Origin of the sequence: Citrobacter sp. Ce104, assembly GCF_030334595.1 — a bacterium.
GTDB classification, from domain to species: domain Bacteria; phylum Pseudomonadota; class Gammaproteobacteria; order Enterobacterales; family Enterobacteriaceae; genus Citrobacter; species Citrobacter europaeus.
The window spans coordinates 66,044-89,091 of the sequence record NZ_JAOWDP010000049.1; the positions used below are offsets into that span (position 1 = coordinate 66,044).

Annotated in this window: 22 protein-coding genes; 17 read left to right on the forward strand and 5 right to left on the reverse strand. The window is 54.1% G+C overall.

The features are described 5' to 3' along the window. Nucleotides 1–15 precede the first annotated feature (15 nt). From OGW16_RS04240 to ppa, 3 genes are all read right to left on the reverse strand, one after another. Nucleotides 16–2,025 (reverse strand): TonB-dependent receptor domain-containing protein, encoded by a 2,010-nt coding sequence (locus OGW16_RS04240; RefSeq protein ID WP_043018208.1) that lies wholly within the window; start codon nucleotides 2,023–2,025, stop codon nucleotides 16–18. Between the two features lie 83 nt (nucleotides 2,026–2,108). Further along, nucleotides 2,109–3,179, reverse strand: a complete 1,071-nt coding sequence (gene yncE / locus OGW16_RS04245; RefSeq protein WP_172862606.1) for a 7-bladed beta-propeller protein YncE — start codon at nucleotides 3,177–3,179, stop codon at nucleotides 2,109–2,111. 198 nt (nucleotides 3,180–3,377) lie between these two features. Further along, the gene (gene ppa, locus OGW16_RS04250) at nucleotides 3,378–3,905 is read right to left on the reverse strand and encodes an inorganic diphosphatase (RefSeq protein WP_005134479.1); all 528 of its coding nucleotides are present in this window, start codon (nucleotides 3,903–3,905) and stop codon (nucleotides 3,378–3,380) included. Nucleotides 3,906–4,214: 309 nt separating this feature from the next. Here ppa and ytfQ point away from each other — a divergent pair, with 309 nt between their 5' ends. The 5 genes from ytfQ (at nucleotide 4,215) to OGW16_RS04275 (ending at nucleotide 10,017) form a co-directional block, all read left to right on the forward strand. Further along, nucleotides 4,215–5,171 (forward strand): galactofuranose ABC transporter substrate-binding protein YtfQ, encoded by a 957-nt coding sequence (gene ytfQ / locus OGW16_RS04255; protein WP_008786033.1) that lies wholly within the window; start codon nucleotides 4,215–4,217, stop codon nucleotides 5,169–5,171. A 103-nt stretch (nucleotides 5,172–5,274) separates the two neighbouring features. After that, a complete protein-coding gene (ytfR, locus tag OGW16_RS04260; RefSeq protein ID WP_043018210.1) occupies nucleotides 5,275–6,777 on the forward strand; it encodes a galactofuranose ABC transporter, ATP-binding protein YtfR in 1,503 nt (500 codons plus the stop codon). A gap of 13 nt (nucleotides 6,778–6,790) precedes the next feature. Next, nucleotides 6,791–7,813 carry a galactofuranose ABC transporter, ATP-binding protein YtfT gene (ytfT, locus tag OGW16_RS04265; RefSeq protein ID WP_043018517.1) on the forward strand — a complete coding sequence of 341 codons (1,023 nt, stop codon included), beginning with the start codon at nucleotides 6,791–6,793 and terminating at the stop codon, nucleotides 7,811–7,813. Further along, a complete protein-coding gene (gene yjfF, locus OGW16_RS04270; RefSeq protein ID WP_043018211.1) occupies nucleotides 7,800–8,801 on the forward strand; it encodes a galactofuranose ABC transporter, permease protein YjfF in 1,002 nt (333 codons plus the stop codon). The genes ytfT and yjfF overlap by 14 nt, the downstream gene beginning before the upstream one ends. Nucleotides 8,802–8,904: 103 nt before the next feature. Further along, nucleotides 8,905–10,017 (forward strand): methyl-accepting chemotaxis protein, encoded by a 1,113-nt coding sequence (locus tag OGW16_RS04275; RefSeq protein WP_075145302.1) that lies wholly within the window; start codon nucleotides 8,905–8,907, stop codon nucleotides 10,015–10,017. A gap of 125 nt (nucleotides 10,018–10,142) precedes the next feature. On the opposite strand, the gene fbp is transcribed toward OGW16_RS04275, so the two are convergent. Further along, nucleotides 10,143–11,141 (reverse strand): class 1 fructose-bisphosphatase, encoded by a 999-nt coding sequence (gene fbp, locus OGW16_RS04280; protein WP_016155536.1) that lies wholly within the window; start codon nucleotides 11,139–11,141, stop codon nucleotides 10,143–10,145. 175 nt (nucleotides 11,142–11,316) lie between these two features. Here fbp and mpl point away from each other — a divergent pair, with 175 nt between their 5' ends. Further along, entirely contained in the window at nucleotides 11,317–12,693 is a 1,377-nt protein-coding gene (gene mpl, locus OGW16_RS04285) for a UDP-N-acetylmuramate:L-alanyl-gamma-D-glutamyl-meso-diaminopimelate ligase (RefSeq protein ID WP_003830388.1), read from the forward strand. 99 nt (nucleotides 12,694–12,792) lie between these two features. Here the strand turns inward: mpl and yjgA are convergent, their stop codons facing one another. Further along, nucleotides 12,793–13,344, reverse strand: a complete 552-nt coding sequence (gene yjgA / locus OGW16_RS04290; protein ID WP_008786039.1) for a ribosome biogenesis factor YjgA — start codon at nucleotides 13,342–13,344, stop codon at nucleotides 12,793–12,795. A 95-nt stretch (nucleotides 13,345–13,439) separates the two neighbouring features. Here yjgA and pmbA point away from each other — a divergent pair, with 95 nt between their 5' ends. The 11 genes from pmbA (at nucleotide 13,440) to OGW16_RS04345 (ending at nucleotide 22,997) form a co-directional block, all read left to right on the forward strand. Then, nucleotides 13,440–14,792 (forward strand): metalloprotease PmbA, encoded by a 1,353-nt coding sequence (gene pmbA, locus OGW16_RS04295; RefSeq protein ID WP_286517954.1) that lies wholly within the window; start codon nucleotides 13,440–13,442, stop codon nucleotides 14,790–14,792. Nucleotides 14,793–14,875: 83 nt separating this feature from the next. After that, nucleotides 14,876–15,262, forward strand: coding sequence for a cytochrome b562 (gene cybC / locus OGW16_RS04300; RefSeq protein ID WP_043018214.1), 387 nt, complete (start codon nucleotides 14,876–14,878; stop codon nucleotides 15,260–15,262). Nucleotides 15,263–15,592: 330 nt separating this feature from the next. After that, the gene (locus OGW16_RS04305; RefSeq protein WP_016151467.1) at nucleotides 15,593–15,901 is read left to right on the forward strand and encodes a PRD domain-containing protein; all 309 of its coding nucleotides are present in this window, start codon (nucleotides 15,593–15,595) and stop codon (nucleotides 15,899–15,901) included. 10 nt (nucleotides 15,902–15,911) lie between these two features. Then, nucleotides 15,912–16,274 carry an SFCGS family glycine-rich protein gene (locus OGW16_RS04310; protein ID WP_003830384.1) on the forward strand — a complete coding sequence of 121 codons (363 nt, stop codon included), beginning with the start codon at nucleotides 15,912–15,914 and terminating at the stop codon, nucleotides 16,272–16,274. Between the two features lie 2 nt (nucleotides 16,275–16,276). Beyond that, on the forward strand, nucleotides 16,277–16,576 hold the full coding sequence (locus tag OGW16_RS04315; protein ID WP_016151468.1) for a DUF4312 family protein: 300 nt from the start codon (nucleotides 16,277–16,279) through the stop codon (nucleotides 16,574–16,576). 22 nt (nucleotides 16,577–16,598) lie between these two features. Next, nucleotides 16,599–17,375: a DUF4311 domain-containing protein gene (locus OGW16_RS04320; RefSeq protein ID WP_043018215.1), complete on the forward strand. Its 777-nt coding sequence runs from the start codon at nucleotides 16,599–16,601 to the stop codon at nucleotides 17,373–17,375. Nucleotides 17,376–17,386: 11 nt separating this feature from the next. Beyond that, complete coding sequence (locus tag OGW16_RS04325; protein ID WP_043018216.1) at nucleotides 17,387–18,031, forward strand: DUF4310 family protein; 645 nt, start codon at nucleotides 17,387–17,389, stop codon at nucleotides 18,029–18,031. A gap of 58 nt (nucleotides 18,032–18,089) precedes the next feature. Next, entirely contained in the window at nucleotides 18,090–19,223 is a 1,134-nt protein-coding gene (locus tag OGW16_RS04330) for an amidohydrolase/deacetylase family metallohydrolase (protein ID WP_075145300.1), read from the forward strand. Continuing rightward, complete coding sequence (locus tag OGW16_RS04335) at nucleotides 19,207–20,325, forward strand: DgaE family pyridoxal phosphate-dependent ammonia lyase (RefSeq protein ID WP_047406650.1); 1,119 nt, start codon at nucleotides 19,207–19,209, stop codon at nucleotides 20,323–20,325. The genes OGW16_RS04330 and OGW16_RS04335 overlap by 17 nt, the downstream gene beginning before the upstream one ends. Then, nucleotides 20,322–21,062, forward strand: a complete 741-nt coding sequence (gene dagF / locus OGW16_RS04340; protein ID WP_075145299.1) for a 2-dehydro-3-deoxy-phosphogluconate aldolase — start codon at nucleotides 20,322–20,324, stop codon at nucleotides 21,060–21,062. The genes OGW16_RS04335 and dagF overlap by 4 nt, the downstream gene beginning before the upstream one ends. A gap of 21 nt (nucleotides 21,063–21,083) precedes the next feature. Next, complete coding sequence (locus tag OGW16_RS04345) at nucleotides 21,084–22,997, forward strand: BglG family transcription antiterminator (RefSeq protein WP_075145298.1); 1,914 nt, start codon at nucleotides 21,084–21,086, stop codon at nucleotides 22,995–22,997. Nucleotides 22,998–23,048: the final 51 nt, after the last annotated feature.

Sequence of the window (23,048 nt, forward strand, 5' to 3'; positions counted from 1 at the left end):
TTGTTTATTAAAGGCTTAAAACTCCACGCGCGCGCCGAGGTTATAGCGGCGTCCTTCTACCTGCGCGGATTCATTCCACGCGGTTGTCAGTTTCGGATCCTCATCCAGCACGTTGTAGACCCCTGCCATCAGTTGCGTGTGCTTATTGAGCTTATAACGTACGCCTACGTCGACCATCGTGTAGTCATCGTACTTATAGTTATTGCCGCTGTTGCGGTTACTGCTGCGATAATTCACCGTACTCCATACGTCCAGGCTCTGCGTTGCCGCCCAGTTCAGCGACAGGTTCGCCATATGGCGCGGATAATCATTGAGCGCGTAGCCTTTGTTCACGCCGCTTTTCTGTTCGCTGTGGTTCCAGGTGTAGTTAGCGTTGGCTTTCACATCGGCGCTAATCTGCCAGTCGGCATTAAGTTCTATGCCGTAAACGTCCGCCTTGCTAACGTTGAAGTATTTACTGACGGAATCGGCTTTGTAGCCATTCACGGAGCACTGATTCGTCGACGTGGTTTCGCAAATAGTTTGTTCGGCAATTTTGTCTTTGAACTGGGTGTAGAAGACGGTGCTATCCAGCGACAGCGCATCCCCCGTCCAGTAGAGGCCCAGCTCAGAGTTAACGCTTTGTTCAGGTTTCAGGTCGTCGTTACCGACTGTCAGGAAGGGATAAGGTACGGTCGAGCCATATGGGGTGACGAAGTTACTGGATGTCGCACGCAGCTCTGGTTTTTTATAGCCTGCGGAAACGCCGCCCTTCAGCGCCCAGTCATTGCTGAAGGCCCAGTTACCGTACATTTTTGGCGTGATATGCGTGCCAAAGTTATCATCCTGATCCATACGGGCTGAAGTGGTCAGGATAAAATCGTCAATGCTCCAGCCGTCTTCAGCAAACAATGCCCAACCGTTACGGCTGATTTTGGTCACGGGCTCAGATCCGGGCAGCGTTTTGTTGGCCACATCAAATCTGTCATTCAGCTCTTCACGGGTAAAATTCGCCCCAACGGTCAGTTTATGGTTGTCGAGTGTGAAGGTGGTTTGCGAATTGGCGACGTAGTTCTCCATCTGCACATACTGCGGCGACTGTCCGTCATAAACGTACTTCGAACGGCCTTTTTCATAATTTATGTAGTTGGTCGTCGCGATGGTATCGTCTGCATACCAGCCGGTATGCGTCAGAGTGGCGGCATTACGATCGAACAGCCATGACCACGGTGCGCCGCGTTTCTGAGTACGGTTTTTCTCCTGCTCACCGGTGACCACGTTGAGATCAAACAGGTTATTTTCGCTGGCGGCCAGGCCCAGCGTCATATCAACGGATTTACGGTTGTGTTTGCCGAAATAGTTATTGCGATCGTCATCGCGACGGTCGAGCCAGTCGGCCGCCACGCTAAGGCCCAGAACATCGGGCACAATCGGCCCCATGGTGAACAGATTCATCTGGCTGGTATTACCCAAATACTGGTGTTCCTGAAGCCAGGTATTGGCGGCGATTGCCGTTGTCCACTCTTTTGCGCCGTACGGTTTTTTGGTAATAACGTTGACCACACCGCCGATGGCATCTGAGCCGTACAGCGAGGACATTGGCCCGCGGATAACTTCGATACGCTCAATGGCCTCCATTGGCGGTAAGAAGTTGGCTTCAGTACCGATATCATGTCCGTAAGGACGAGATTCACCGGTATTTTGTTTGACGCTGTTGACCATAAAAGCGGTATAAGAAGGGTCCATGCCGCGGATCATAATGCTGCCAGCGTTCATGCCGCTGCTGTTGGTAACCGAGACGCCGGGAAGATTTTTAATCGCTTCACCAATGCTACGGTCCGGCTGAATATCCAGCGTTTTACGATCGATAACTGAAATGGTGGCCGGCGCTTCGCGCTTTTGCTGCGAGAACCCGGATGCGGTGATCACCATTTCATCTTCATTATTGCGTGAGGTTTCGGTGAGTTCTTCTGCCTGAGTGGGGAAAATAACACCACCTGAGAATGCAACGATCCCTGTCAGCGTAATAAGTTGACGCGTTTTCATAATATAAGACACCTGAAAAGTAAAAAAAAAGCATCACCTTGCAACCCGGAAAAGCTGCAAGGTGTAAGAAGCGTTTTTAATTATTAATATTTAGAGAGATCGATTTTCAGTACGTAGTCGGGCTTCACACCGGTCATTTTTTCCGGCTGTTTGACGCTGACATACAGGGTGTTGGCATCAGCCGAGAGCGCCAGGCTGTTAGGTAGGGCATTAGTTTCAATGCTTTGTTTTACCTGATAAGTCTTGCTGTCCACAATGCTGATGCGCTTTGCATTACGGTGGGTGATATAAACTTCCTGGCGTTTTTCGTTATATATCACCGCCAGCGAATTGATAACTTTAATGGGTGCAATAACCTTACCGTTATTAATATCAACAACCAGTACATCCGCTAAATCAGGATCGGTCAGGAATGCGCGATTATTTTTTGCATCCAAAGCAATATTCAGGAAAAAATGTTTTTTGCCTGGCTCAATGCTGAAGCGACTAATAATTTGATGGTTGGTGGTATCCAGTGTAATAAGTTCGTTACGGCCATTTACGACATACAGGCGGTTCTTATTTGCATCGACGGCCATGCCTGTCGGGTACTGGCCCATGTTTTCAAGGGTGGCGATTTTCTCACGCTTTTGCGTATCCACTACCCAGACAATCCCCTTTTCAGCCACGCCGGAAACGTAAAGGCGGTGATGCTGTTTATCGAGCACCATTTCACGGGTATGGATAATATCTTTCGGATTTTTGGCTTCGCTCAGTTGCAGTATCGCCAGCTCTTTACCGCTGCGGGTGTCGATTAGCGTGACTGAACCTTCCAGCGTGTTGCCCACGTACAGCACCTGGCTTTCTTCATCCAGGGCAGTGGCAAAGGCACGACGGCTGGTTTCGATGACTTCAGTCGTCGTGAGCTTCTCCAGGTCAAGTTTGTAGATAAGCCCGCGGGTTTTATCTTTATCGAACGACGGCGAGGAGGCGGCAAAAAGCGCATTCTGCTGACTATCAACCGCCAGTTCATACACGCCGTTACCGACGTCGCGGGTCAGAAAATCTTTCTCAGGTAGCGTCTCCGCCACACTGGACAGGCTGGTAAATAACAGTGCTGTGGCGAGCGCCACACAGGAATAGCGTTTCAGGGACTTCACATTGTGGAGGTTCATTGACTTTTATTCACATTTATTTACATGCTGAAGATGATAATGAGATCTAATCTCATTCGCAATTAAGATAAATGAAATGTGACTACCCAATCTGGTAGGTCAAAAAGAAAACAGCGAAGGGGAGGTGAAAAGAAAGTAGGAATTAAAAAACCCTTACTAACCAGAGGCTGGCGTTCAGGGCTATACGCTAACGCGAACTTACTTCTTCGCGCGCTCGAAGGAAGCAACGATTTCAGCTTTAGCAGCTTCAGCGTTGTCCCAACCGTCAACTTTTACCCATTTGCCCGCTTCGAGATCTTTGTAGTGCTCAAAGAAGTGGGTGATCTGCGCTTTCAGCAGGTCCGGCAGGTCGTTCACATCTTTGATGTGATCGTATTCTTTGCTCAGCTTGGTGTGCGGTACCGCAACCAGTTTCGCATCTTCACCGGATTCGTCAGTCATTTTCAGTACGCCAACCGGACGGCAGCGGATCACTGAACCTGGCTCCAGCGGGTACGGAGTCGGGACCAGAACGTCAACCGGGTCACCGTCCAGAGACAGGGTGTGGTTGATGTAACCGTAGTTGCACGGATAGAACATCGCGGTGGACATGAAGCGGTCAACGAACAGGGCGCCGCTCTCTTTGTCAACTTCGTATTTGATCGGATCTGCGTTGGCAGGGATCTCGATAACAACGTAGATATCTTCCGGCAGGTCTTTACCGGCAGGGACGTTGAGTAAGCTCATGTCTGTTTCCTTTAAATAAGCTATGGCAAACAAGTGGCGGGTATTATAGCCAACTCGCGCTGAATGTCTCCGCTTGTTTTCGCTTTCTCTGCGCGCATTTTCTTCTTTTTACTTCTCTGTAGTGACAGAAAAATCCATATCTTCAGCCGCATTTTTCATAGCTAGATGAAAGCGATTACAAAGTTGTGATTAACGTTTTATTTACTTTTTTGAAGTGTGATGTAACGCAATCCGTTACATGCTCAATTGTCTATAGTTTTTTCGCAACGGTTAATTAACCAACAATAATCACCCTACGAGGATGCACTTATGTGGAAGCGCTTACTTTTAGTCACAGCAGTTTCGGCAGCCATGTCGTCTATGGCAATGGCAGCCCCTTTAACCGTAGGATTTTCGCAGGTTGGCTCTGAATCCGGCTGGCGCGCCGCAGAAACCAACGTCGCGAAAAGCGAGGCCGAAAAGCGTGGTATTACGCTGAAAATCGCTGACGGCCAGCAAAAGCAGGAAAACCAGATTAAAGCAGTCCGCTCATTTGTTGCGCAGGGCGTCGACGCCATCTTTATTGCGCCGGTCGTGGCAACGGGTTGGGAGCCGGTTTTAAAAGAAGCTAAAGATGCCGACATTCCGGTCTTTTTGCTCGATCGTTCCATCGATGTAAAAGACAAATCTCTCTATATGACCACCGTCACCGCCGACAACGTGCTGGAAGGTAAATTGATCGGTGACTGGCTGATTAAACAAGTGGACGGCAAGCCGTGTAACGTCGTTGAGCTGCAAGGGACCGTCGGGGCCAGCGTGGCTATCGATCGTAAAAAAGGGTTTGCTGAAGCTATCGCTAATGCGCCAAACATCAAAATTATCCGCTCTCAGTCCGGCGACTTTACCCGCAGTAAAGGGAAAGAAGTGATGGAGAGCTTTATCAAAGCGGAAAACAACGGCAAGAACATCTGCATGGTTTACGCCCACAATGATGACATGGTGATCGGTGCGATTCAGGCGATCAAAGAAGCGGGCCTGAAACCTGGCAAAGATATTCTCACCGGTTCCATCGATGGCGTACCGGATATCTACAAAGCGATGATTGACGGCGAAGCCAACGCCAGCGTCGAGCTGACGCCGAATATGGCTGGTCCGGCATTCGACGCGCTGGAGAAATTCAAAAAAGACGGCACGATGCCTGAGAAGCTGACCATTACCAAGTCGATCCTCTATTTGCCGGATACGGCGAAAGAAGAGTTAGAGAAGAAGAAAAACATGGGCTACTAAGCCTTCATGAAAATGCCGGGTGCGCTGCGCTTGCCCGGCCTACATTACGCTCTTTTGTAGGCCGGATAAGCGTAGCGCCATCCGGCGTGATGCAGGGGGAACCATGACCACCGACCAATATCAGGAAATCCTCCGCACCGAAGGATTAAGCAAATTCTTTCCCGGCGTCAAAGCGTTGGATAACGTGGATTTCAGCTTGCGTCGTGGCGAGATTATGGCGCTGCTGGGAGAAAACGGAGCCGGCAAATCGACGCTCATCAAAGCGCTGACCGGTGTTTACCATGCCGATCGCGGTACTATCTGGCTCGAAGGCCAACCGATCTCCCCCAAAAACACCGCCCATGCCCAGCAACTGGGGATTGGCACCGTGTACCAGGAAGTGAACCTGCTGCCCAATATGTCGGTAGCGGATAACTTATTTATTGGCCGTGAGCCGCGGCGTTTTGGCCTGCTTCAGCGCAAGCAGATGGAAAAACGCGCGACGGAGCTGATGGCGTCATACGGTTTTTCCCTCGACGTACGCGAACCGCTGAACCGTTTTTCCGTGGCGATGCAACAGATCGTCGCCATCTGCCGGGCGATCGATCTCTCCGCGAAAGTGCTGATCCTCGATGAACCTACCGCCAGCCTCGATACCCAGGAAGTTGAAATGCTGTTCGGCCTGATGCGACATCTGCGCGATCGGGGCGTCAGTCTGATCTTCGTCACCCACTTCCTCGATCAGGTTTATCAGGTCAGCGATCGCATTACCGTTCTGCGTAACGGCGGCTTCGTTGGCTGCCGTGAAACCCGGGAATTACCGCAAATCGAACTGGTCAAAATGATGCTGGGCCGCGAACTGGACACCCATGCGCTACAGCGTGCGGGACGCACCTTGCTGAGTGATAAACCGGTGGCGGCATTTAGCGGCTTTGGCAAGAAAGGCACCATCGCGCCGTTTGATTTGCAGGTGCGTCCCGGTGAGATCGTCGGTCTCGCCGGACTACTGGGATCCGGGCGAACGGAAACGGCGGAGGTGATCTTCGGTATTAAACCCGCCGACAGCGGCACTGCGCTGATCAAAGGCAAACCTCAGACCTTACGATCGCCGCATCAGGCTTCGTGTCTGGGGATCGGTTTCTGTCCGGAGGATCGTAAAACGGATGGCATTATCGCCGCCGCTTCGGTGCGGGAAAACATTATTCTGGCGTTGCAGGCGCAGCGCGGCTGGCTGCGGCCTGTTTCACGGAAAGAACAAAACGAGATTGCCGAGCGTTTTATTCGCCAGCTTGGTATTCGCACCCCCAACGCTGAACAGCCGATCGAGTTTCTCTCCGGCGGCAATCAGCAAAAAGTATTGCTCTCGCGCTGGTTATTGACCAAACCGCAGTTCCTGATCCTCGATGAACCCACGCGCGGGATCGACGTTGGCGCTCATGCGGAGATCATCCGCCTGATCGAAACGCTGTGCGCGGATGGTCTGGCGCTGCTGGTGATTTCATCCGAACTGGAAGAGTTAGTGGGCTATGCCGATCGGGTCATTATTATGCGCGACCGCAAACAGGTGGCTGAGATCCCACTGGCTGAACTGTCCGTACCGGCGATCATGAATGCCATTGCGGCCTAAGGAGACTATGGTGATGCCTCAATCTCTCCCTCAATCCAATCCACCTAAACGGCGGTTCCGTTGGCCAAAGGGGATGCCGCAACTGGTGGCGTTGCTGCTGGTGCTGCTGGTGGATAGCCTGGTCGCGCCGCACTTCTACCAGGTGATTTTGCAGGATGGTCGGCTGTTCGGCAGCCCGATTGATATTCTCAACCGCGCCGCGCCCGTGGCGCTGTTGGCGATTGGTATGACGCTGGTGATTGCCACCGGCGGTATCGACCTTTCCGTGGGCGCCGTCATGGCTATTGCCGGCGCGACGACTGCGGCGATGACGGTGGCCGGGCACAGTCTACCTGTGGTGCTGCTTGCCGCCTTAGGCTCTGGCATTCTGGCTGGGCTATGGAATGGGATACTGGTGGCCATCCTCAAGATCCAACCGTTCGTCGCTACGCTTATTCTGATGGTGGCCGGGCGTGGAGTGGCGCAGCTGATCACTTCCGGGCAGATCGTCACCTTCAACTCACCAGAACTTTCATGGTTTGGCAGCGGCTCGCTGTTACTGTTCCCCACGCCGGTAATTATTGCACTGCTCACGCTGGTGGTGTTCTGGCTGCTGACGCGGAAAACGGCGCTGGGTATGTTTATAGAAGCGGTGGGCATCAACATTCGTGCGGCAAAAAATGCGGGGGTGAACACTCGCATTATCGTGATGCTCACCTATGTGCTGAGCGGCCTGTGCGCGGCTATCGCTGGCATTATCGTCACGGCGGATATCCGCGGGGCAGACGCCAATAACGCCGGATTGTGGCTGGAGCTGGATGCCATTCTCGCGGTGGTTATCGGCGGCGGCTCGCTGATGGGCGGGCGCTTTAACCTGCTGCTGTCGGTGATCGGCGCGTTGATTATTCAGGGCATGAACACCGGGATTTTACTGTCGGGCTTCCAGCCGGAACTGAATCAGGTGGTCAAAGCCGTGGTGGTGTTGTGTGTGCTGGTTGTGCAATCACAACGCTTTATCAGCCTGATAAAAGGAGTGCGTGGTCATGATAAAACGTAATTTACCGCTGATGATCACCCTCGGCGTGTTTGTGCTGGGCTACCTTTACTGCCTGACGCAGTTTCCCGCTTTTGCTTCCACCCGGGTAATCTGCAATATTCTGACCGATAACGCTTTTTTAGGCATTATCGCCGTCGGCATGACCTTCGTGATTCTCTCTGGCGGGATCGACCTTTCCGTTGGCTCGGTGATCGCGTTTACCGGCGTATTTCTGGCGAAAGCCATCGGCTACTGGGGCATTTCCCCGCTGCTGGCGTTCCCTTTGGTTTTGCTGATGGGCTGCGCGTTTGGCGCGTTTATGGGGTTACTGATTGATGCGCTGAAGATCCCAGCATTCATCATTACTCTGGCGGGAATGTTCTTCCTGCGCGGCGTCAGTTATCTGGTCTCAGAAGAATCCATCCCGATTAACCATCCGGTTTATGACACGCTCTCAAGCCTGGCATGGAAAATTCCCGGCGGTGGTCGCCTGAGCGCGATGGGATTGCTGATGCTGGCGGTTGTCGTCATTGGCATATTCCTGGCGCACCGTACGCGCTTTGGTAATCAGGTTTACGCGATTGGCGGCAACGCCACCTCTGCCAACCTGATGGGCATCTCAACCCGCAGCACCACCATTCGTATCTATATGCTGTCTACCGGGCTTGCCACACTTGCCGGCATTGTTTTTTCCATTTATACCCAGGCGGGCTATGCGCTGGCGGGCGTTGGCGTCGAGCTGGATGCGATTGCCTCGGTGGTGATTGGCGGAACGCTGCTGAGCGGCGGGGTCGGGACGGTATTAGGCACGTTGTTTGGCGTCGCCATTCAAGGGCTGATTCAGACCTACATTAATTTTGACGGCACATTAAGTTCCTGGTGGACGAAGATCGCGATTGGTATTTTGTTGTTTATTTTTATTGCCTTACAGCGCGGCCTGACGGTGCTTTGGGAAAATCGTCAAAGCTCGCCAGTTACCCGAGTAGGTACGACGGCAACACCAAAGTAACATCCTGATTTTTCACAAAACATTTAAATATCTAAACTTTTTCCGGTTGTAGTCGATAGGTTCTGTACAGGTCTGTTTTAACCCTACAACCGGAAATATAACAATGCCAAAATCCCTTTCAATTCGATCAAGTTTGTTGGTGTTATTGTCTCTGCTGACGTTCCTTCTGTTACTGACCGGCGGAATGGGGCTATATGCCTCTACTCGTATCATTACTTCATTGATTTACCACGGTATTATGAGCACAGCGATGCTGGCGGCTATCGCATTGCTGGCGGTTATTTGGTTTATGCTGCGAAATAAGTTCCTCAAACCGCTGGATAACATAGTTGAGCAACTGGAACGTCTGGCGACGGGAGATTTATCGTCGGTTGCTGCGCTGTCGGCCAGCGCCGAATTCAACCGCCTGAACGCAGCGATGGATGAAATGCGCCATGCGCTGGGCGACTCGGTACAACGCGTACGTGATGCCAGCTCGCAAATTGATATTGGCAGTCGTGAACTGACGGCCGGGAACCAACATCTGGCACAACGCACTGAATCGACAGCCACTTCGCTGGAGCAAACCGCCGCCAGTATGGAAGAACTCACAGCGACCGTGAAACAGAATGCGCAGAACGCGGAACAGGCGCATCAGCTGGCAAAATCGGTGTCGGATACCGCCGATCGCGGTAGCGAAATGGTGTGTTATGTGATCGAGAAAATGCGCGATATTTCCGGTAGTTCCAGCCGAATCGCCGACATCCTCAGCGTAATCGACGGTATTGCTTTCCAGACCAATATCCTGGCGCTCAATGCTTCCGTTGAAGCGGCGCGCGCCGGCGAGCAGGGGCGGGGCTTTGCGGTCGTTGCTGGTGAAGTGCGTAATCTGGCCAGCCGCAGCGCCGAGGCGGCCAAAGAGATCCGCACGTTAATCAGCGATTCGCACACCCACGTGGGGGAAGGCAGCGAGCTGGCGCAGCAGGCGGGGGAAACCATGGATGAGATCGCCAATGAAGTGATGCGCATGACCAAACTGATGCGTGAAATTGCCAGCGCCTCCCAGGAACAGAGTCGCGGTATTGAGCAGGTAAATATTGCGGTAATTCAGATGGATGAAACGGCGCAGCAAAATGCGGCGCTGGTACAGCAGTCTTCTGCGGCTACCCGTTCGCTGGAAGAGCAGTCTTCAGCGCTAATCGAAGCCATGGCCGTATTTAAACTACAAACAGCCTAACCGAACGATGGATTTTGTAGGCCGGATAAAGGCGTTTACGCCGCCATCCGGCAATATCACCGCATCGTGCCGGATGGCGCTTCGCTTATCCGGCCTACAACGTGCAGTAGACCGGGATATGGCGTTTACGCGTCCGGGAACTCGCGGATAAAGCGTTCTACATCTTCAACCATGTGGTCGTTACCCACGAAGAAGGAGCGGCGCTGGTGCAGGCTTTCCGGGGTGATATCCAGAATGCGTTCTTTACCATCGCTGGCTTTGCCGCCCGCCTGCTCGGCCAGGAAGGCCATCGGGTTGCATTCGTACAGCAGACGCAGCTTGCCTTGCGGGTGGCTGGCGGTGCTTGGGTACAGGTAGATCCCACCTTTGAGCAGATTGCGATGGAAATCCGCAACCAGAGAGCCAATGTAGCGCGAGGTGTACGGGCGCTGGGTTGACTTATCTTCTTCCTGACAGAATTTAATGTACTTCTTCACACCGTTCGGGAATTTGATGTAGTTGCCTTCGTTAATGGAGTACGTGCTGCCTTTCGCCGGGAAGCGCATACGTTCCTGGCTGAGGCAGAATACGCCCAGAGAAGGATCGTAGGTGAAGGCGTGTACACCACAGCCGGTGGTATACACCAGCATGGTGGAAGAACCATAAACAACGTAGCCCGCAGCAACCTGCTTGTTGCCCGGCTGCAGGAAATCCTCTTCCGTGACCGGCGTGCCGACTGGGGTTACGCGGCGATAAATAGAGAAAATCGTACCCACAGAGACGTTAACATCGATGTTGGATGAGCCATCCAGCGGATCCATCAGCACAACATATTTTGCGTGTTCACAGCCTTCGAAGACGACGATTTCATCTTCTTCTTCCGAGGCAATGCCCGCCACAATGTCGCGCGCCTTCAGTGCAGCTTTCAGTTTTTCGTTCGCGAACAGATCGAGTTTTTGCTGAACCTCTCCCTGCACGTTCTCAGCACCGCTGGCACCCAGGATATCGACCAGACCGGCCTTGTTGATATCGCGGTGGATGATCTTGGCGCCCAGCTTTATTGCCGACAACAAAGCAGTGAGCTCACCGGTAGCATGAGAAAACTCGTGCTGCTTTTCGACAATAAATTCACCTAACGTTTTCATAACACTTTCCCTGCAATTTATGTGGAGTAAAGCGACCGCAACAATATTAACAAATATTTCCATTGTTGCGCTTAGGTGAATCGCGCCAGCAAACTACGGAATATCCTGAAATGCGTTTCTCACTTGCCGGACATGTGCGTAAAATGGCCCCCAGATTAAAAAAGGATAGTGACGTATGCGCATTCATATTTTGGGAATTTGTGGCACTTTCATGGGCGGTCTGGCGATGCTGGCGCGCTCGCTCGGTCATGAAGTAACCGGTTCGGACGCCAATGTGTATCCGCCGATGAGTACCTTACTTGAGAAGCAAGGCATTGATTTAATTCAGGGTTATGACGCCAGTCAGCTCGACCCGCAGCCGGACCTGGTGATCATCGGTAATGCCATGACCCGTGGTAATCCGTGCGTGGAAGCGGTGCTGGAAAAGAACATTCCGTACATGTCCGGCCCGCAGTGGCTGCATGACTTTGTCTTGCGCGATCGCTGGGTTCTGGCGGTTGCGGGGACGCATGGCAAAACCACCACCGCAGGAATGGCGACCTGGATCCTCGAAGCGTGCGGCTATAAGCCTGGCTTTGTGATCGGCGGCGTTCCGGGCAACTTTGAGGTTTCCGCGCGTCTGGGCGAAAGCGACTTCTTCGTGATTGAAGCGGATGAGTACGACTGCGCGTTCTTCGATAAGCGTTCTAAATTCGTGCATTACTGCCCGCGCACGCTGATCCTCAACAATCTTGAGTTCGATCACGCGGACATCTTTGACGATCTGAAAGCTATTCAGAAACAGTTCCATCACCTGGTGCGCATCGTGCCGGGCCAGGGACGCATCATCTACCCGGAAAACGACATCAATCTGAAACAGACGATGGCGATGGGCTGCTGGAGCGAACAAGAGCTGGTGGGTGAACAAGGCCACTGGCAGGCGAAAAAGCTCACTACCGATGCCTCCGAGTGGGAAGTGTGGCTGGACGGTGAAAAAGTCGGCGAAGTGAAGTGGGGCCTTGTGGGCGAGCACAACATGCACAACGGTTTGATGGCGATTGCAGCCGCGCGTCATGTTGGCGTTGTGCCTGCGGATGCGGCCAATGCGCTGGGCTCGTTCATCAACGCCCGTCGTCGTCTTGAGCTTCGCGGCGAAGCCAATGGCGTGACGGTGTATGACGATTTTGCCCATCACCCGACGGCCATTCTGGCAACGCTTGCGGCGCTGCGCGGTAAAGTGGGTGGCACGGCGCGCATCATCGCGGTGCTGGAACCTCGCTCGAACACCATGAAAATGGGGCTGTGCAAAGATGACCTCGCGCCGTCGTTAGGGCGTGCGGACGAAGTGTTCCTGCTGCAACCGCCGCACATTCCCTGGCAGGTAGCAGAAGTCGCTGAAGCCTGCGTTCAGCCGGCACACTGGAGTGGCGATGTGGATGCACTGGCAGATATGGTGGTGAAAACCGCACAGCCTGGCGACCACATTCTGGTGATGAGCAACGGCGGATTTGGCGGCATCCATCAAAAACTGCTGGATGGTCTGGCGAAGAAAGCTCAGGCAGAAGAAGAGTAAAAAAATGCCCGGTGGCGCTACGCTTACCGGGCCTACAACGGATCGTAGGCCGGATAAGGTATTTGCACCGCCATCCGGCACTTTCGGCAGACGAAGAGGTTAGGCTTCGTTTTCCGCCAGTTCGCGCAGATACTGGAAGATCTGGCGGGAAGATTTTGGCGGCTTGTTGCCCGCTTTTTCTTTCCTGGCGTTACGCACCAGCGAACGCAGTTGCTGACGGTCGGCGTCAGGCCACAGGTTCATCACTTCTTCGATAGCTTCATCGCTACCGTCAACCATACGGTCACGCAGTTGCTCCAGCTTATGGAAGACAACGACCTGTTGGTTGTGGCGGTTTTTCAGCTTATCCAGCGCCTGACGGATAGGATCAACATCGCGCTGGCGCAACATTTTGCCAATCAGCTGCAGCTGACGACGGCGACCTTCCATCTTAATACGCTGGGCCAGCTCAATCGCGGCACGTAAATCCGCATCAAGCGGGATTTTATCCAGCGCGTTTTTCCCCAGTTTTACCAGTTCCACACCCAGGTGTTTTAACTCCTCGGCGTCACGTTTTATTTCACTTTTACTGACCCAGATAATTTCATCGTCTTCGTCTTCGATGTCATCACCGGGAACGTCGTCGAGCCAGTCTTCGGGCTGCTTAGTCATGTCAGGCTCCTTAAAAAAAGAGGCTAATGTTACCAGTTAAGATGCGCACTGAAAAACGGTTCTCTGTTAGACTTCAGAGAAACTCTCTCTACATTATGGCATTTGCGATGAAAGTAATCTCACAAGTTGAAGCGCAGCGTAAGATTCTGGAAGAAGCGGTCTCGACGGCACTGGAATTAGCGTCAGGTAAGTCGGATGGCGCGGAAGTCGCTGTAAGCAAGACCACGGGTATTAGCGTCAGCACCCGTTATGGTGAAGTGGAGAACGTAGAATTCAATAGCGATGGCGCGTTGGGGATTACGGTTTATCACCAGAACCGTAAGGGCAGCGCATCGTCCACCGATTTAAGTCCGCAGGCGATTGCCCGTACCGTGCAGGCCGCGCTGGACATTGCACGTTACACTTCGCCGGACTCGTGCGCGGGCGTGGCAGATAAAGACCTGCTGGCCTTTGATGCGCCTGATCTAGACCTGTTCCACCCGGCGGAAGTGTCCCCTGACGAAGCTATCGAACTGGCTGCCCGCGCTGAACAGGCGGCGCTGCAGGCCGATAAGCGTATCACTAACACCGAAGGCGGCAGCTTTAACAGCCACTATGGCATCAAAGTGTTTGGCAACAGCCACGGCATGTTGCAGGGCTACTGCTCCACGCGCCATTCTCTCTCCAGCTGTGTGATCGCGGAAGAAAATGGCGATATGGAGCGTGATTATGCCTACACCATTGGCCGGGCGATGGGCGATCTGCAAACGCCGGAATGGGTGGGGGCAGATTGTGCTCGCCGTACCTTATCTCGCCTGTCTCCGCGTAAGCTGTCCACCATGAAAGCCCCGGTGATTTTCGCCAATGAAGTGGCGACTGGACTGTTCGGACACCTGGTTGGCGCGATCGCCGGTGGTTCGGTGTACCGTAAATCCACCTTCCTGCTCGACTCGCTGGGTAAACAAATTCTGCCGGAATGGCTGACCATTGAAGAACATCCGCACCTGCGCAAAGGGCTGGCGTCTTCACCATTCGACAGCGAAGGCGTACGGACCGAACGCCGCGACATTATTAAAGACGGCGTGTTGACCCAATGGCTGCTGACCAACTATTCCGCACGTAAGCTGGGGCTGAAGAGCACCGGTCATGCAGGCGGGATCCACAACTGGCGAATTCCGGGGCAGGGTCTAAGCTTCGAGCAGTTGCTCAAAGAGATGGGCACAGGCCTGGTGGTTACCGAGCTGATGGGACAGGGCGTAAGCGGCATTACCGGCGATTACTCGCGCGGCGCGGCGGGCTTCTGGGTTGAAAACGGCGAAATTCAGTACCCGGTGAGTGAAATTACCATCGCCGGTAACTTAAAAGAGATGTGGCGCAATATTGTGACCGTGGGGAACGATATTGAAACGCGCAGTAATATCCAGTGTGGTTCGGTCTTGTTACCGGAGATGAAAATCGCCGGGCAGTGATACTCGTCATACTTCAAGCTGTGTGAGTTATTGAGGGTATCTGGCGTTTGTTTATTTTTTAATAATAAAAAAGGAAGTGAGCAATGCGTAAACACCTGTTAGCGATCGTCGCGGCTTCAACGCTGGTTTTTGGCTCTTCAGCGTTTGCAGCCGATCTCGAAGATGACATGGGGATCCTCAACGATAACCTGAAGATCGTCGAAAAAACGGATAATGCGACTGAACTGAAAGACGCGTTAACCAAAATGCGCGCAGCCGCGCTGGACGCGCAAAAAGGCACGCCGCCGAAGCTGGAAAACAAATCCCCGGACAGCCCGGAGATGAAGGATTTCCGTCACGGTTTTGACACGCTGATCGGCCAGATTGACGGCGCGCTGAAGCTGGCTAACGAAGGTAAAGTCAAAGAGGCGAAAGCCGTTGCGGAAGAGCTGAAAACCACGCGCAACGAAAACCACAAGAAGTTCCGCTAATCTGCGCTTTCCGGCCTGCATAACCGTAGGCCGGACAAGCCATCACGCTACTGCCTCCCATAAGTAAACGCTATCCCCATCACATTTTTTCATTTTTATCGTCCATTCATTGTTCGCATTTCCTTCCATTTTTCTGCTCACTCTTGCGATCTCAATCACATTCTTCCAGTGATAAATCGTGGTCACGGCCCTTTTTGCGGCACGGATCACTATCGCTGCGCGCCTTTCCACTTCGAAGTGGAAAACAACTCGCTACAAACTTTTAACCCCCACCGTTAATTTACCCTCAGAGCCATTAGTGGGGTAAGACGAGTGAATAACGGAGCTGTAATGAATGACATGGGGGAATCGGTGGAACTGGCCGACCGCATGCTGGCGCAGGTGTATGCCTTGCTGCGTGAACGCCACATTATTCCCAACGCCGTACAGGAACAGATGCTGACATCGCATGTTCGCGCCATGGCGCACCGCTCGGTAACGGGTGAACCCTTACCAGAAGTCGATGCCAGCTTGTTTGATGAAATTTCTGCCGAATCAATGGCGCTTGCCCGCGACGTGGTCGCCGAGTTTGGCAATCTTCCCGAGGAAGAGGCCTGGCTGCTGTCGGTGCATTTCGAAGTCGCGAAAGACAACCTTTAAGGAGCAAAAGATGGAACAGATTACCGTAGTGATTGGCGATCGTCTGGGTAAAGGCCAGAAAGTGGCGGCAGGCGTTGAGAAAGCGGGCGGCCGTGCGGTTGTGGTGCCGGGCGTGGCGGCGGATATGAAGCTGGGTGACGTGATGAAAGCGGAAAACGCCACCTTTGGTATCTCGTTTTGTGGCAGCGGCGGCGCGGGTGCGATTACCGCACAGACCAAATATGGCTACAAGGCGAAATACGGCATGCGTTCGGTCGATGAAGGGGTAACCGCCATTAACGAAGGCTGCAATGTGCTGGGGTTTGGCTTTATGGACAAAGAAGAGCTCGGTGAGCGCCTGGTGCAGGCGTGGCAAAAGAAACACGGCGCTTAAGTATGAAAGAACAATTCACCACCACGGTGAGAGTCACTGGCAAGGGCGAGGCCAAAGCGCGCGCCTTTGCCGATGCCCTGAACCACGTTCAGGCGGCGGTGATGAAAGCGTCGCCGCATATCTTACTGCGTATTGAGCCACAGGATGTGCAGGTTGTTCAAGCGCGTGAATCGGTGCGCAAAGAGGCGTTTCTGTTCCTCTTTTTACGCCGGGAAAGACGCACCTTCAGCGTGGAGCTGGACGTGACCGTCAACGTGACTGCCATCAATCTCGACAAGGTGGATTTCGTTACGCAACGCTGATTCTTTATTAAAAGGCATAATTATGTTCCTGATAATATTAATAAAATCGCTCATCATCGGCGGCCTGGTTGGCGTCGGTGTCGGCGCTGGGGCTGCACGCATGTTTCATGCGCCTACCACTCAAGGGATGGGCGCGTTTCGTACTCTGGGAGAACTGAATTCCTGCGAAGGGGATCCGGCTTCTCACTTCTCGTTCGGCCTGGGCTTCTTCTTTAACGCCTGGGCTTCCTCCGTTGCGGCAGGGGCGTTCACGCAGGACGTCGACCATCGCATCATCCCCAACTGGGGCGCCGCCGCGCTGATGATTAAAAATCGCAACGTCGGTGAAACGCTGCACGATCCTAAGCGCATGGCGATTGCCTGTGGCGTTATCGGGATGATTGTCGTGACCTTCCTGAACCTCACGGCGTCATCGGTACCGGAAGCGTTGCAAGTTACCGCCGTCAAGGTGCTGGTGCCTGCGGCTAACCTGCTGGTTAACACCGTGATGCCGGTGATTTTCTGGCTGGCGGCGATTGATGCGGGTAAGAAATCCGGTTTCTGGGCCACCGTCTTTGGCGGTGCGGCGCAGCTGATCATGGGCAACGCCGTCCCGGGGCTGGTCCTCGGTATTCTGATCGGTAAAGGTGTTGAAGAGAGCGGCTGGAACCATGTAACTAAAGTGATGATGGTGGCTATCGTCGCGCTGTTTGTCCTGAGCGGCTTCTTCCGCGGCTTCGACATGAAGATGATCGAATCCTTCCATCTGACCGTGCCTAACTGGCTCGAACTTATCCACAACTCGCTCAGCGGCAAATAACGGAGGTCATCATGGAACAGAATAAAGGTTTTTGGTTCGCTGACTGGTCGTTCCCGATCTTCGTTGGCCTGCTCTCATCCGGCGTGTTTGCCGGCACGCACATGTACTACCTGTACGGTATTGGCGCATTTAACGAAGTGGCTTTTGTGGCGATGCTGAAGGCGGGAATGGACACCGGCTCCTACGGGGCGGTGGCGGCATTTGGCGCAAGTTTCCTGTTTGCCCGCATCATTGAAGGTTCGCTGGTGGGGATTTTGGACATTGGCGGGGCGATTCAGACCGGGGTCGGGTTAGGTGTTCCGGCGCTGTTACTGGGCGCGGGCATTATCTTCCCGGTCGCCAATTTCGCAGCTTCGCTGGTTACCGGTCTGGTGATTGGCCTGGCGATTGGCTACATCATCATTCTGGCGCGTAAGTTCACCATCAACCAGAGCGACTCAACCTACGGTGCGGACGTCATGATGGGGGCTGGTAACGCCTCCGGCCGCTTCCTCGGACCGTTGATTATCCTCAGCGCGATGACGGCTTCTATTCCTATCGGAATCGGTTCTCTGGTGGGCGCGCTGCTGTTTTACCTGTGGCAAAAACCGATTACCGGCGGGGCGATCCTCGGGGCAATGATCCTCGGTTCCCTCTTCCCGATTGCCATAAGCTAACTGTTGATTTGTAGGCCGGATAAGGCGGTTGCGCCGCCATCCGGCAAAGGAGAGAGCGATGTTTGATTTACTCCTGCGCCGTGCGCGCCTCGTTGACGATACGCTGAGCGATATTGCGCTCAAAGACGGCAAAATCGCGGCGTTGGGCGACGTTGATGGCCCGGCGCTGAAAACTATCGAGCTGGGCGGTGAGTGCTACGTCAGCGCAGGCTGGATTGATTCTCACGTTCACTGCTACCCGAAATCCCCGATTTACCACGACCAGCCGGACAGCGTCGGTATTGCTACCGGCGTGACCACGGTGGTGGATGCGGGCAGTACCGGGGCGGATGACATCGACGATTTTTACACCCTGACCCGGGAAGCGGCCACCGAAGTGTATGCGCTGCTGAACATCTCCCGCGTTGGGCTTATCGCCCAGAACGAGCTGGCTAACATGGCCAATATTGACGCCGATGCGGTGCGCCAGGCGGTGAAGCGCTACCCTGATTTTATCGTCGGCCTGAAGGCGCGCATGAGCAGCAGCGTAGTCGGTGAAAACGGCATCACGCCGCTGGAGCGTGCCAAAGCGATGCAAGCGCAGAACGGCAACCTGCCGCTGATGGTGCATATCGGCAACAACCCGCCGAATCTCGATGATATCGCTGAACGCCTGAGCGCGGGTGACATTATTACCCACTGTTACAACGGTAAGCCGAATCGCATTCTGACGCCGCAAGGCGAGCTGCGGGCGTCAGTGACGCGGGCGATTTCACGTGGCGTGCGTCTGGACGTTGGGCATGGCACCGCCAGCCTGAGCTTTGCGGTGGCAAAACGCGCGATCGGCCTGGGCATTTTGCCGCACACCATCAGCTCCGATATTTATTGCCGCAACCGTATCAGCGGCCCGGTACATTCCCTGGCGAATGTGATGTCGAAATTCCTCGCCATTGGGATGTCGCTACCGCAGGTCATTGAATGCGTGACCGCCAATGCCGCCGACGGTCTGCGCCTGAAACAGAAGGGGCGACTGCAGGTCGGTCTGGATGCCGATTTAACCCTCTTTATGCTTAAGCGCCAGCCAACCGTGCTGGTAGATGCAGAAAACGACAGCCTGCAGGCTGAGCAACTGCTGGTGCCGCTTGCCGCAATACGTGCGGGCAAGGGCTATATGACCGAACAAGGGAGCGCGGAACATGCCTTCGATTTTTGAGAAATACAACCTAAAACAGGTGATTAACACATCAGGCCGCATGACGGCGCTCGGCGTTTCCACGCCGCGACCAGAGGTGGTTGAGGCTGCAATGGCCGGGATGAATCAATACTTTGAGATGAAAGACCTGGTGAATAAAACCGGTGACTACATCGCGAAATTGCTGGAAGTGGAAGGGGCAACCGTCGTCTCCTGCGCCTCGGCCGGAATCGCCCTGTCGGTGGCTGGCGTGCTGGTTAAAGACAGCGACTGGCTGCTGGAGAATCTGCACGTTGCGCCCATCGAGAACAACGAAATTGTGTTGCCCAGAGGTCACAACGTCAACTTTGGCGCGCCGGTGGGCACCATGGTGGCGCTTGGCGGCGGCAAGTTAGTGGAGGCAGGTTATGCCAACGAATGTTCCGCGGCGCAGCTGGCAGCAGCTATTACGCCCCGTACGGCGGCCATTCTATATATCAAATCTCATCACTGCGTTCAGAAAAGTATGCTTAGCGTGGAGCAGGCTGCGGTGGTTGCGCGTACGCATAATCTGCCGCTGATCGTGGATGCGGCGGCGGAAGAGGATTTGCAGTGCTACTACCGGGTTGGTGCGGATCTGGTGATTTATAGCGGCGCGAAGGCGATAGAAGGACCCACCAGCGGTCTGGTGATAGGTAAAACCCAGTACGTTGAGTGGGTGAAACGTCAGACGGCGGGAATTGGCCGGGCGATGAAGGTGGGCAAAGAGGGGATTCTTGGCCTGACCTGCGCCATTGAACTGTATCTGAACGCGCAGAAAGAAAGCGGTGCGGAGATGGTCGAGAAAATGACGCCGTTCATTAACGCGTTAAACCAGCTTCACGGCGTGAGCGCCCGCGTGGTGTGGGACAGCGCAGGGCGTGACATAGCGCGCACGGAAATTAAATTTGACGAAGCGGTAACCGGGATCGCCACCGGCGAACTGGTTGATGCGCTGAAGCAGGGGGAGTACGCGATTTACTTCCGTGGTTACAAAGCCAACGAAGGCATTATCGAAGCCGACGTGCGCAGCGTCGATCGCGCGCAGCTGGAGATTGTGGCCCGTCGAATTGGCGAAGTGATTTTGCAGGAGAAAAAAGCATGAAACTGACCCCTAACTTTTATCGCGACCGCGTCTGCCTGAACGTGCTGGCCGGCTCCAAAGAAAATGCCCGGGATATTTACGCGGCGGCGGAAGGACACGTGCTGGTTGGCGTGTTGTCAAAAAATTACCCTGATGTCGTAAGCGCGGTAGCGGATATGCGTGAATACGCGGCCCTTATCGACAATGCGCTCTCCGTGGGGCTGGGGGCGGGCGATCCAAACCAGTCGGCGATGGTCAGTGAAATTTCCCGTCAGGTGCAGCCCCAGCATGTCAATCAGGTCTTTACCGGCGTGGCGACCAGTCGCGCGCTGCTGGGCCAGCAGGAGACAGTGGTCAACGGTCTGGTCTCGCCAACCGGCACCCCGGGCAAGGTGAAAATCTCCACCGGTCCGCTAAGCAGCCAGACGCCAGACGGCATTGTACCGATAGAAACCGCGATTGCGTTGCTCAAAGACATGGGCGGTAGCTCAATTAAATACTTCCCGATGGGCGGCCTGAAATGCCGTGACGAGTACATCGCGGTTGCGCAGGCCTGTGCCCGTCATGACTTCTGGCTGGAGCCAACCGGCGGGATCGATTTGGATAATTTCTCTGAAATCCTGCAGATCGCCCTCGATGCCGGAGTGAGCAAAATCATTCCTCACATCTATAGTTCGATTATTGATAAGGTGAGTGGTAACACCCGCCCGGACGACGTACGCCAACTGATGGCGATGACCCGGGCCTGCGTAGGCTAACTGAAAGATGAGGAAACTGACGTGCGATTCCCCAACCAACGTTTAGCGCAGCTGTTTGGCATGCTGCAAAACGAAGCGCTTCCACAGGACGAGCTGGCGCAGCGGTTGTCGGTTTCCACACGCACCGTACGGGCGGATATCACCGCGCTTAACGCGCTGCTCACCCAGTACGGCGCGCAGTTTGTCCTCAGCCGTGGGAACGGTTATCAACTCAAGATTGACGATCCGGCAAGCTATCACACCCTGCAAACGCAGCGGCCCGACGCGTTGCTGCGCATCCCACGCACCAGCCAGGAACGGGTACACTGGCTGGTGGTTCGTTTTCTGACGTCGGCCTTTTCGCTGAAGCTTGAAGATTTGGCTGATGAATGGTTTATCAGCCGTGCGACGTTGCAAAACGATATGGCTGAGGTGCGCGAGCATCTGCAACGTTATCATCTGACGCTGGAAACGCGTCCCCGTCACGGCATGAAGCTGTTCGGCAGCGAGATGGCGATTCGCGCCTGTTTGACCGATCTGCTATGGACGCTGGCGCAGCAGGATCCGCAGCATCCGTTAGTGACGCAAGAGGCGCTGAATGCCGGGATCCCTGAACAGCTTCAACCCGTTCTGCAGGACATTTTCGCCCGTTTTCATATTCGCCTGACCGATGAGGGCGAGCTGTTTTTACGCTTGTACTGCGCGGTGGCAGTCCGGCGGATTAGCGAAGGTTATCCCCTCCCGGAGTTTGCCGCAGAAGAAGCCGAGCAATCGGTGTGCCTGGCCACGCGAGAAATCACAACGGTACTGCACCGGCTGGCGGACAAACCGCTTTCCGTTTCTGAAGAAAACTGGCTGCAGGTGCATATCGCCGCCCGCCAGGTACAAGAGATCGCCCCCAGCGCCATCAATGCGGATGATGACGAAGCGCTGGTCAATTACATCCTGCGGTTTATCAACAGCCAGTACAACTACAACCTGTTGAATGACAAACAGTTGCATGCTGACCTGCTGACGCATATTAAGACGATGATCACCCGGGTGCGTTACCAGATAATGATCCCCAATCCGCTGCTGGAAAATATTAAACAGCACTACCCCATGGCGTGGGACATGACGCTGGCCGCCGTCTCGGGATGGGGAAAATATACGCCGTACACCATCAGTGAAAATGAGATTGGCTTCCTTGTGCTGCATATTGGCGTTGGGCTGGAGCGTAGTTACAACATCGGTTACCAGAGGCAGCCGAAAGTTCTGCTGGTATGCGATGCCGGAAATGCGATGGCGCGGATGATTGAAGCTGTGCTGGCGCGTAAGTATCCACAGATAGAAATCGTCGATACCGTAACGCTGCGCGACTACGAACAGCGGGAGTGCATCAGCGAAGATTTTGTCATCTCTACCGCGCGGATTGGTGAAAAAGATAAGCCTGTGGTGATGATTGCGCCGTTCCCTACCGATTATCAACTAGAGCAAATTGGCAAACTGGTGCTGGTCGACAGAACCCGTCCATGGATGCTGAACAAATTCTTCGATGCCGCCCATTTTCGTGTGATCGACGAGCCAATGGATCAACAGACGTTGTTCAACGTCTTATGTCGCCAGCTACAGGATGAAGGCTTTGTCGATGCGGAGTTTCTTGATTCGGTGGTTGAACGTGAGGCCATCGTCAGCACCATGCTGGGGGATAGCATTGCCCTGCCGCACGCCCTCGGTTTGCTGGCAAAGAAAACGGTGGTCTACACCATCCTCGCCCCGCAGGGTATCGCCTGGGGCGATGAAACCGCGCACGTGATCTTCTTGCTTGCTATCAGCAAAAGCGAATACGAAGAGGCGATGGCCATCTACGATATTTTCGTCACCTTCCTGCGCGAGCGCGCGATGACCCGACTCTGCGCGTGTCGGAATTTCACTGAGTTCAAAGCGGTTGCGATGGAGTGCGTGAGTCGTTTTTAAAGACGCTGCAATTACCTTGCAGCGTAGTCTCCTGCAGTCGTTACCCTTAAT

Coding starts and splice junctions, on each gene's coding strand:
- OGW16_RS04240 (WP_043018208.1), bottom strand. CDS start 2,025: ATGAAAACGCGTCAACTTATTACGCTGACAGGGATCGTTGCATTCTCA.
- yncE (WP_172862606.1), bottom strand. CDS start 3,179: ATGAACCTCCACAATGTGAAGTCCCTGAAACGCTATTCCTGTGTGGCG.
- ppa (WP_005134479.1), bottom strand. CDS start 3,905: ATGAGCTTACTCAACGTCCCTGCCGGTAAAGACCTGCCGGAAGATATC.
- ytfQ (WP_008786033.1), top strand. CDS start 4,215: ATGTGGAAGCGCTTACTTTTAGTCACAGCAGTTTCGGCAGCCATGTCG.
- ytfR (WP_043018210.1), top strand. CDS start 5,275: ATGACCACCGACCAATATCAGGAAATCCTCCGCACCGAAGGATTAAGC.
- ytfT (WP_043018517.1), top strand. CDS start 6,791: ATGCCTCAATCTCTCCCTCAATCCAATCCACCTAAACGGCGGTTCCGT.
- yjfF (WP_043018211.1), top strand. CDS start 7,800: ATGATAAAACGTAATTTACCGCTGATGATCACCCTCGGCGTGTTTGTG.
- OGW16_RS04275 (WP_075145302.1), top strand. CDS start 8,905: ATGCCAAAATCCCTTTCAATTCGATCAAGTTTGTTGGTGTTATTGTCT.
- fbp (WP_016155536.1), bottom strand. CDS start 11,141: ATGAAAACGTTAGGTGAATTTATTGTCGAAAAGCAGCACGAGTTTTCT.
- mpl (WP_003830388.1), top strand. CDS start 11,317: ATGCGCATTCATATTTTGGGAATTTGTGGCACTTTCATGGGCGGTCTG.
- yjgA (WP_008786039.1), bottom strand. CDS start 13,344: ATGACTAAGCAGCCCGAAGACTGGCTCGACGACGTTCCCGGTGATGAC.
- pmbA (WP_286517954.1), top strand. CDS start 13,440: ATGGCATTTGCGATGAAAGTAATCTCACAAGTTGAAGCGCAGCGTAAG.
- cybC (WP_043018214.1), top strand. CDS start 14,876: ATGCGTAAACACCTGTTAGCGATCGTCGCGGCTTCAACGCTGGTTTTT.
- OGW16_RS04305 (WP_016151467.1), top strand. CDS start 15,593: ATGAATGACATGGGGGAATCGGTGGAACTGGCCGACCGCATGCTGGCG.
- OGW16_RS04310 (WP_003830384.1), top strand. CDS start 15,912: ATGGAACAGATTACCGTAGTGATTGGCGATCGTCTGGGTAAAGGCCAG.
- OGW16_RS04315 (WP_016151468.1), top strand. CDS start 16,277: ATGAAAGAACAATTCACCACCACGGTGAGAGTCACTGGCAAGGGCGAG.
- OGW16_RS04320 (WP_043018215.1), top strand. CDS start 16,599: ATGTTCCTGATAATATTAATAAAATCGCTCATCATCGGCGGCCTGGTT.
- OGW16_RS04325 (WP_043018216.1), top strand. CDS start 17,387: ATGGAACAGAATAAAGGTTTTTGGTTCGCTGACTGGTCGTTCCCGATC.
- OGW16_RS04330 (WP_075145300.1), top strand. CDS start 18,090: ATGTTTGATTTACTCCTGCGCCGTGCGCGCCTCGTTGACGATACGCTG.
- OGW16_RS04335 (WP_047406650.1), top strand. CDS start 19,207: ATGCCTTCGATTTTTGAGAAATACAACCTAAAACAGGTGATTAACACA.
- dagF (WP_075145299.1), top strand. CDS start 20,322: ATGAAACTGACCCCTAACTTTTATCGCGACCGCGTCTGCCTGAACGTG.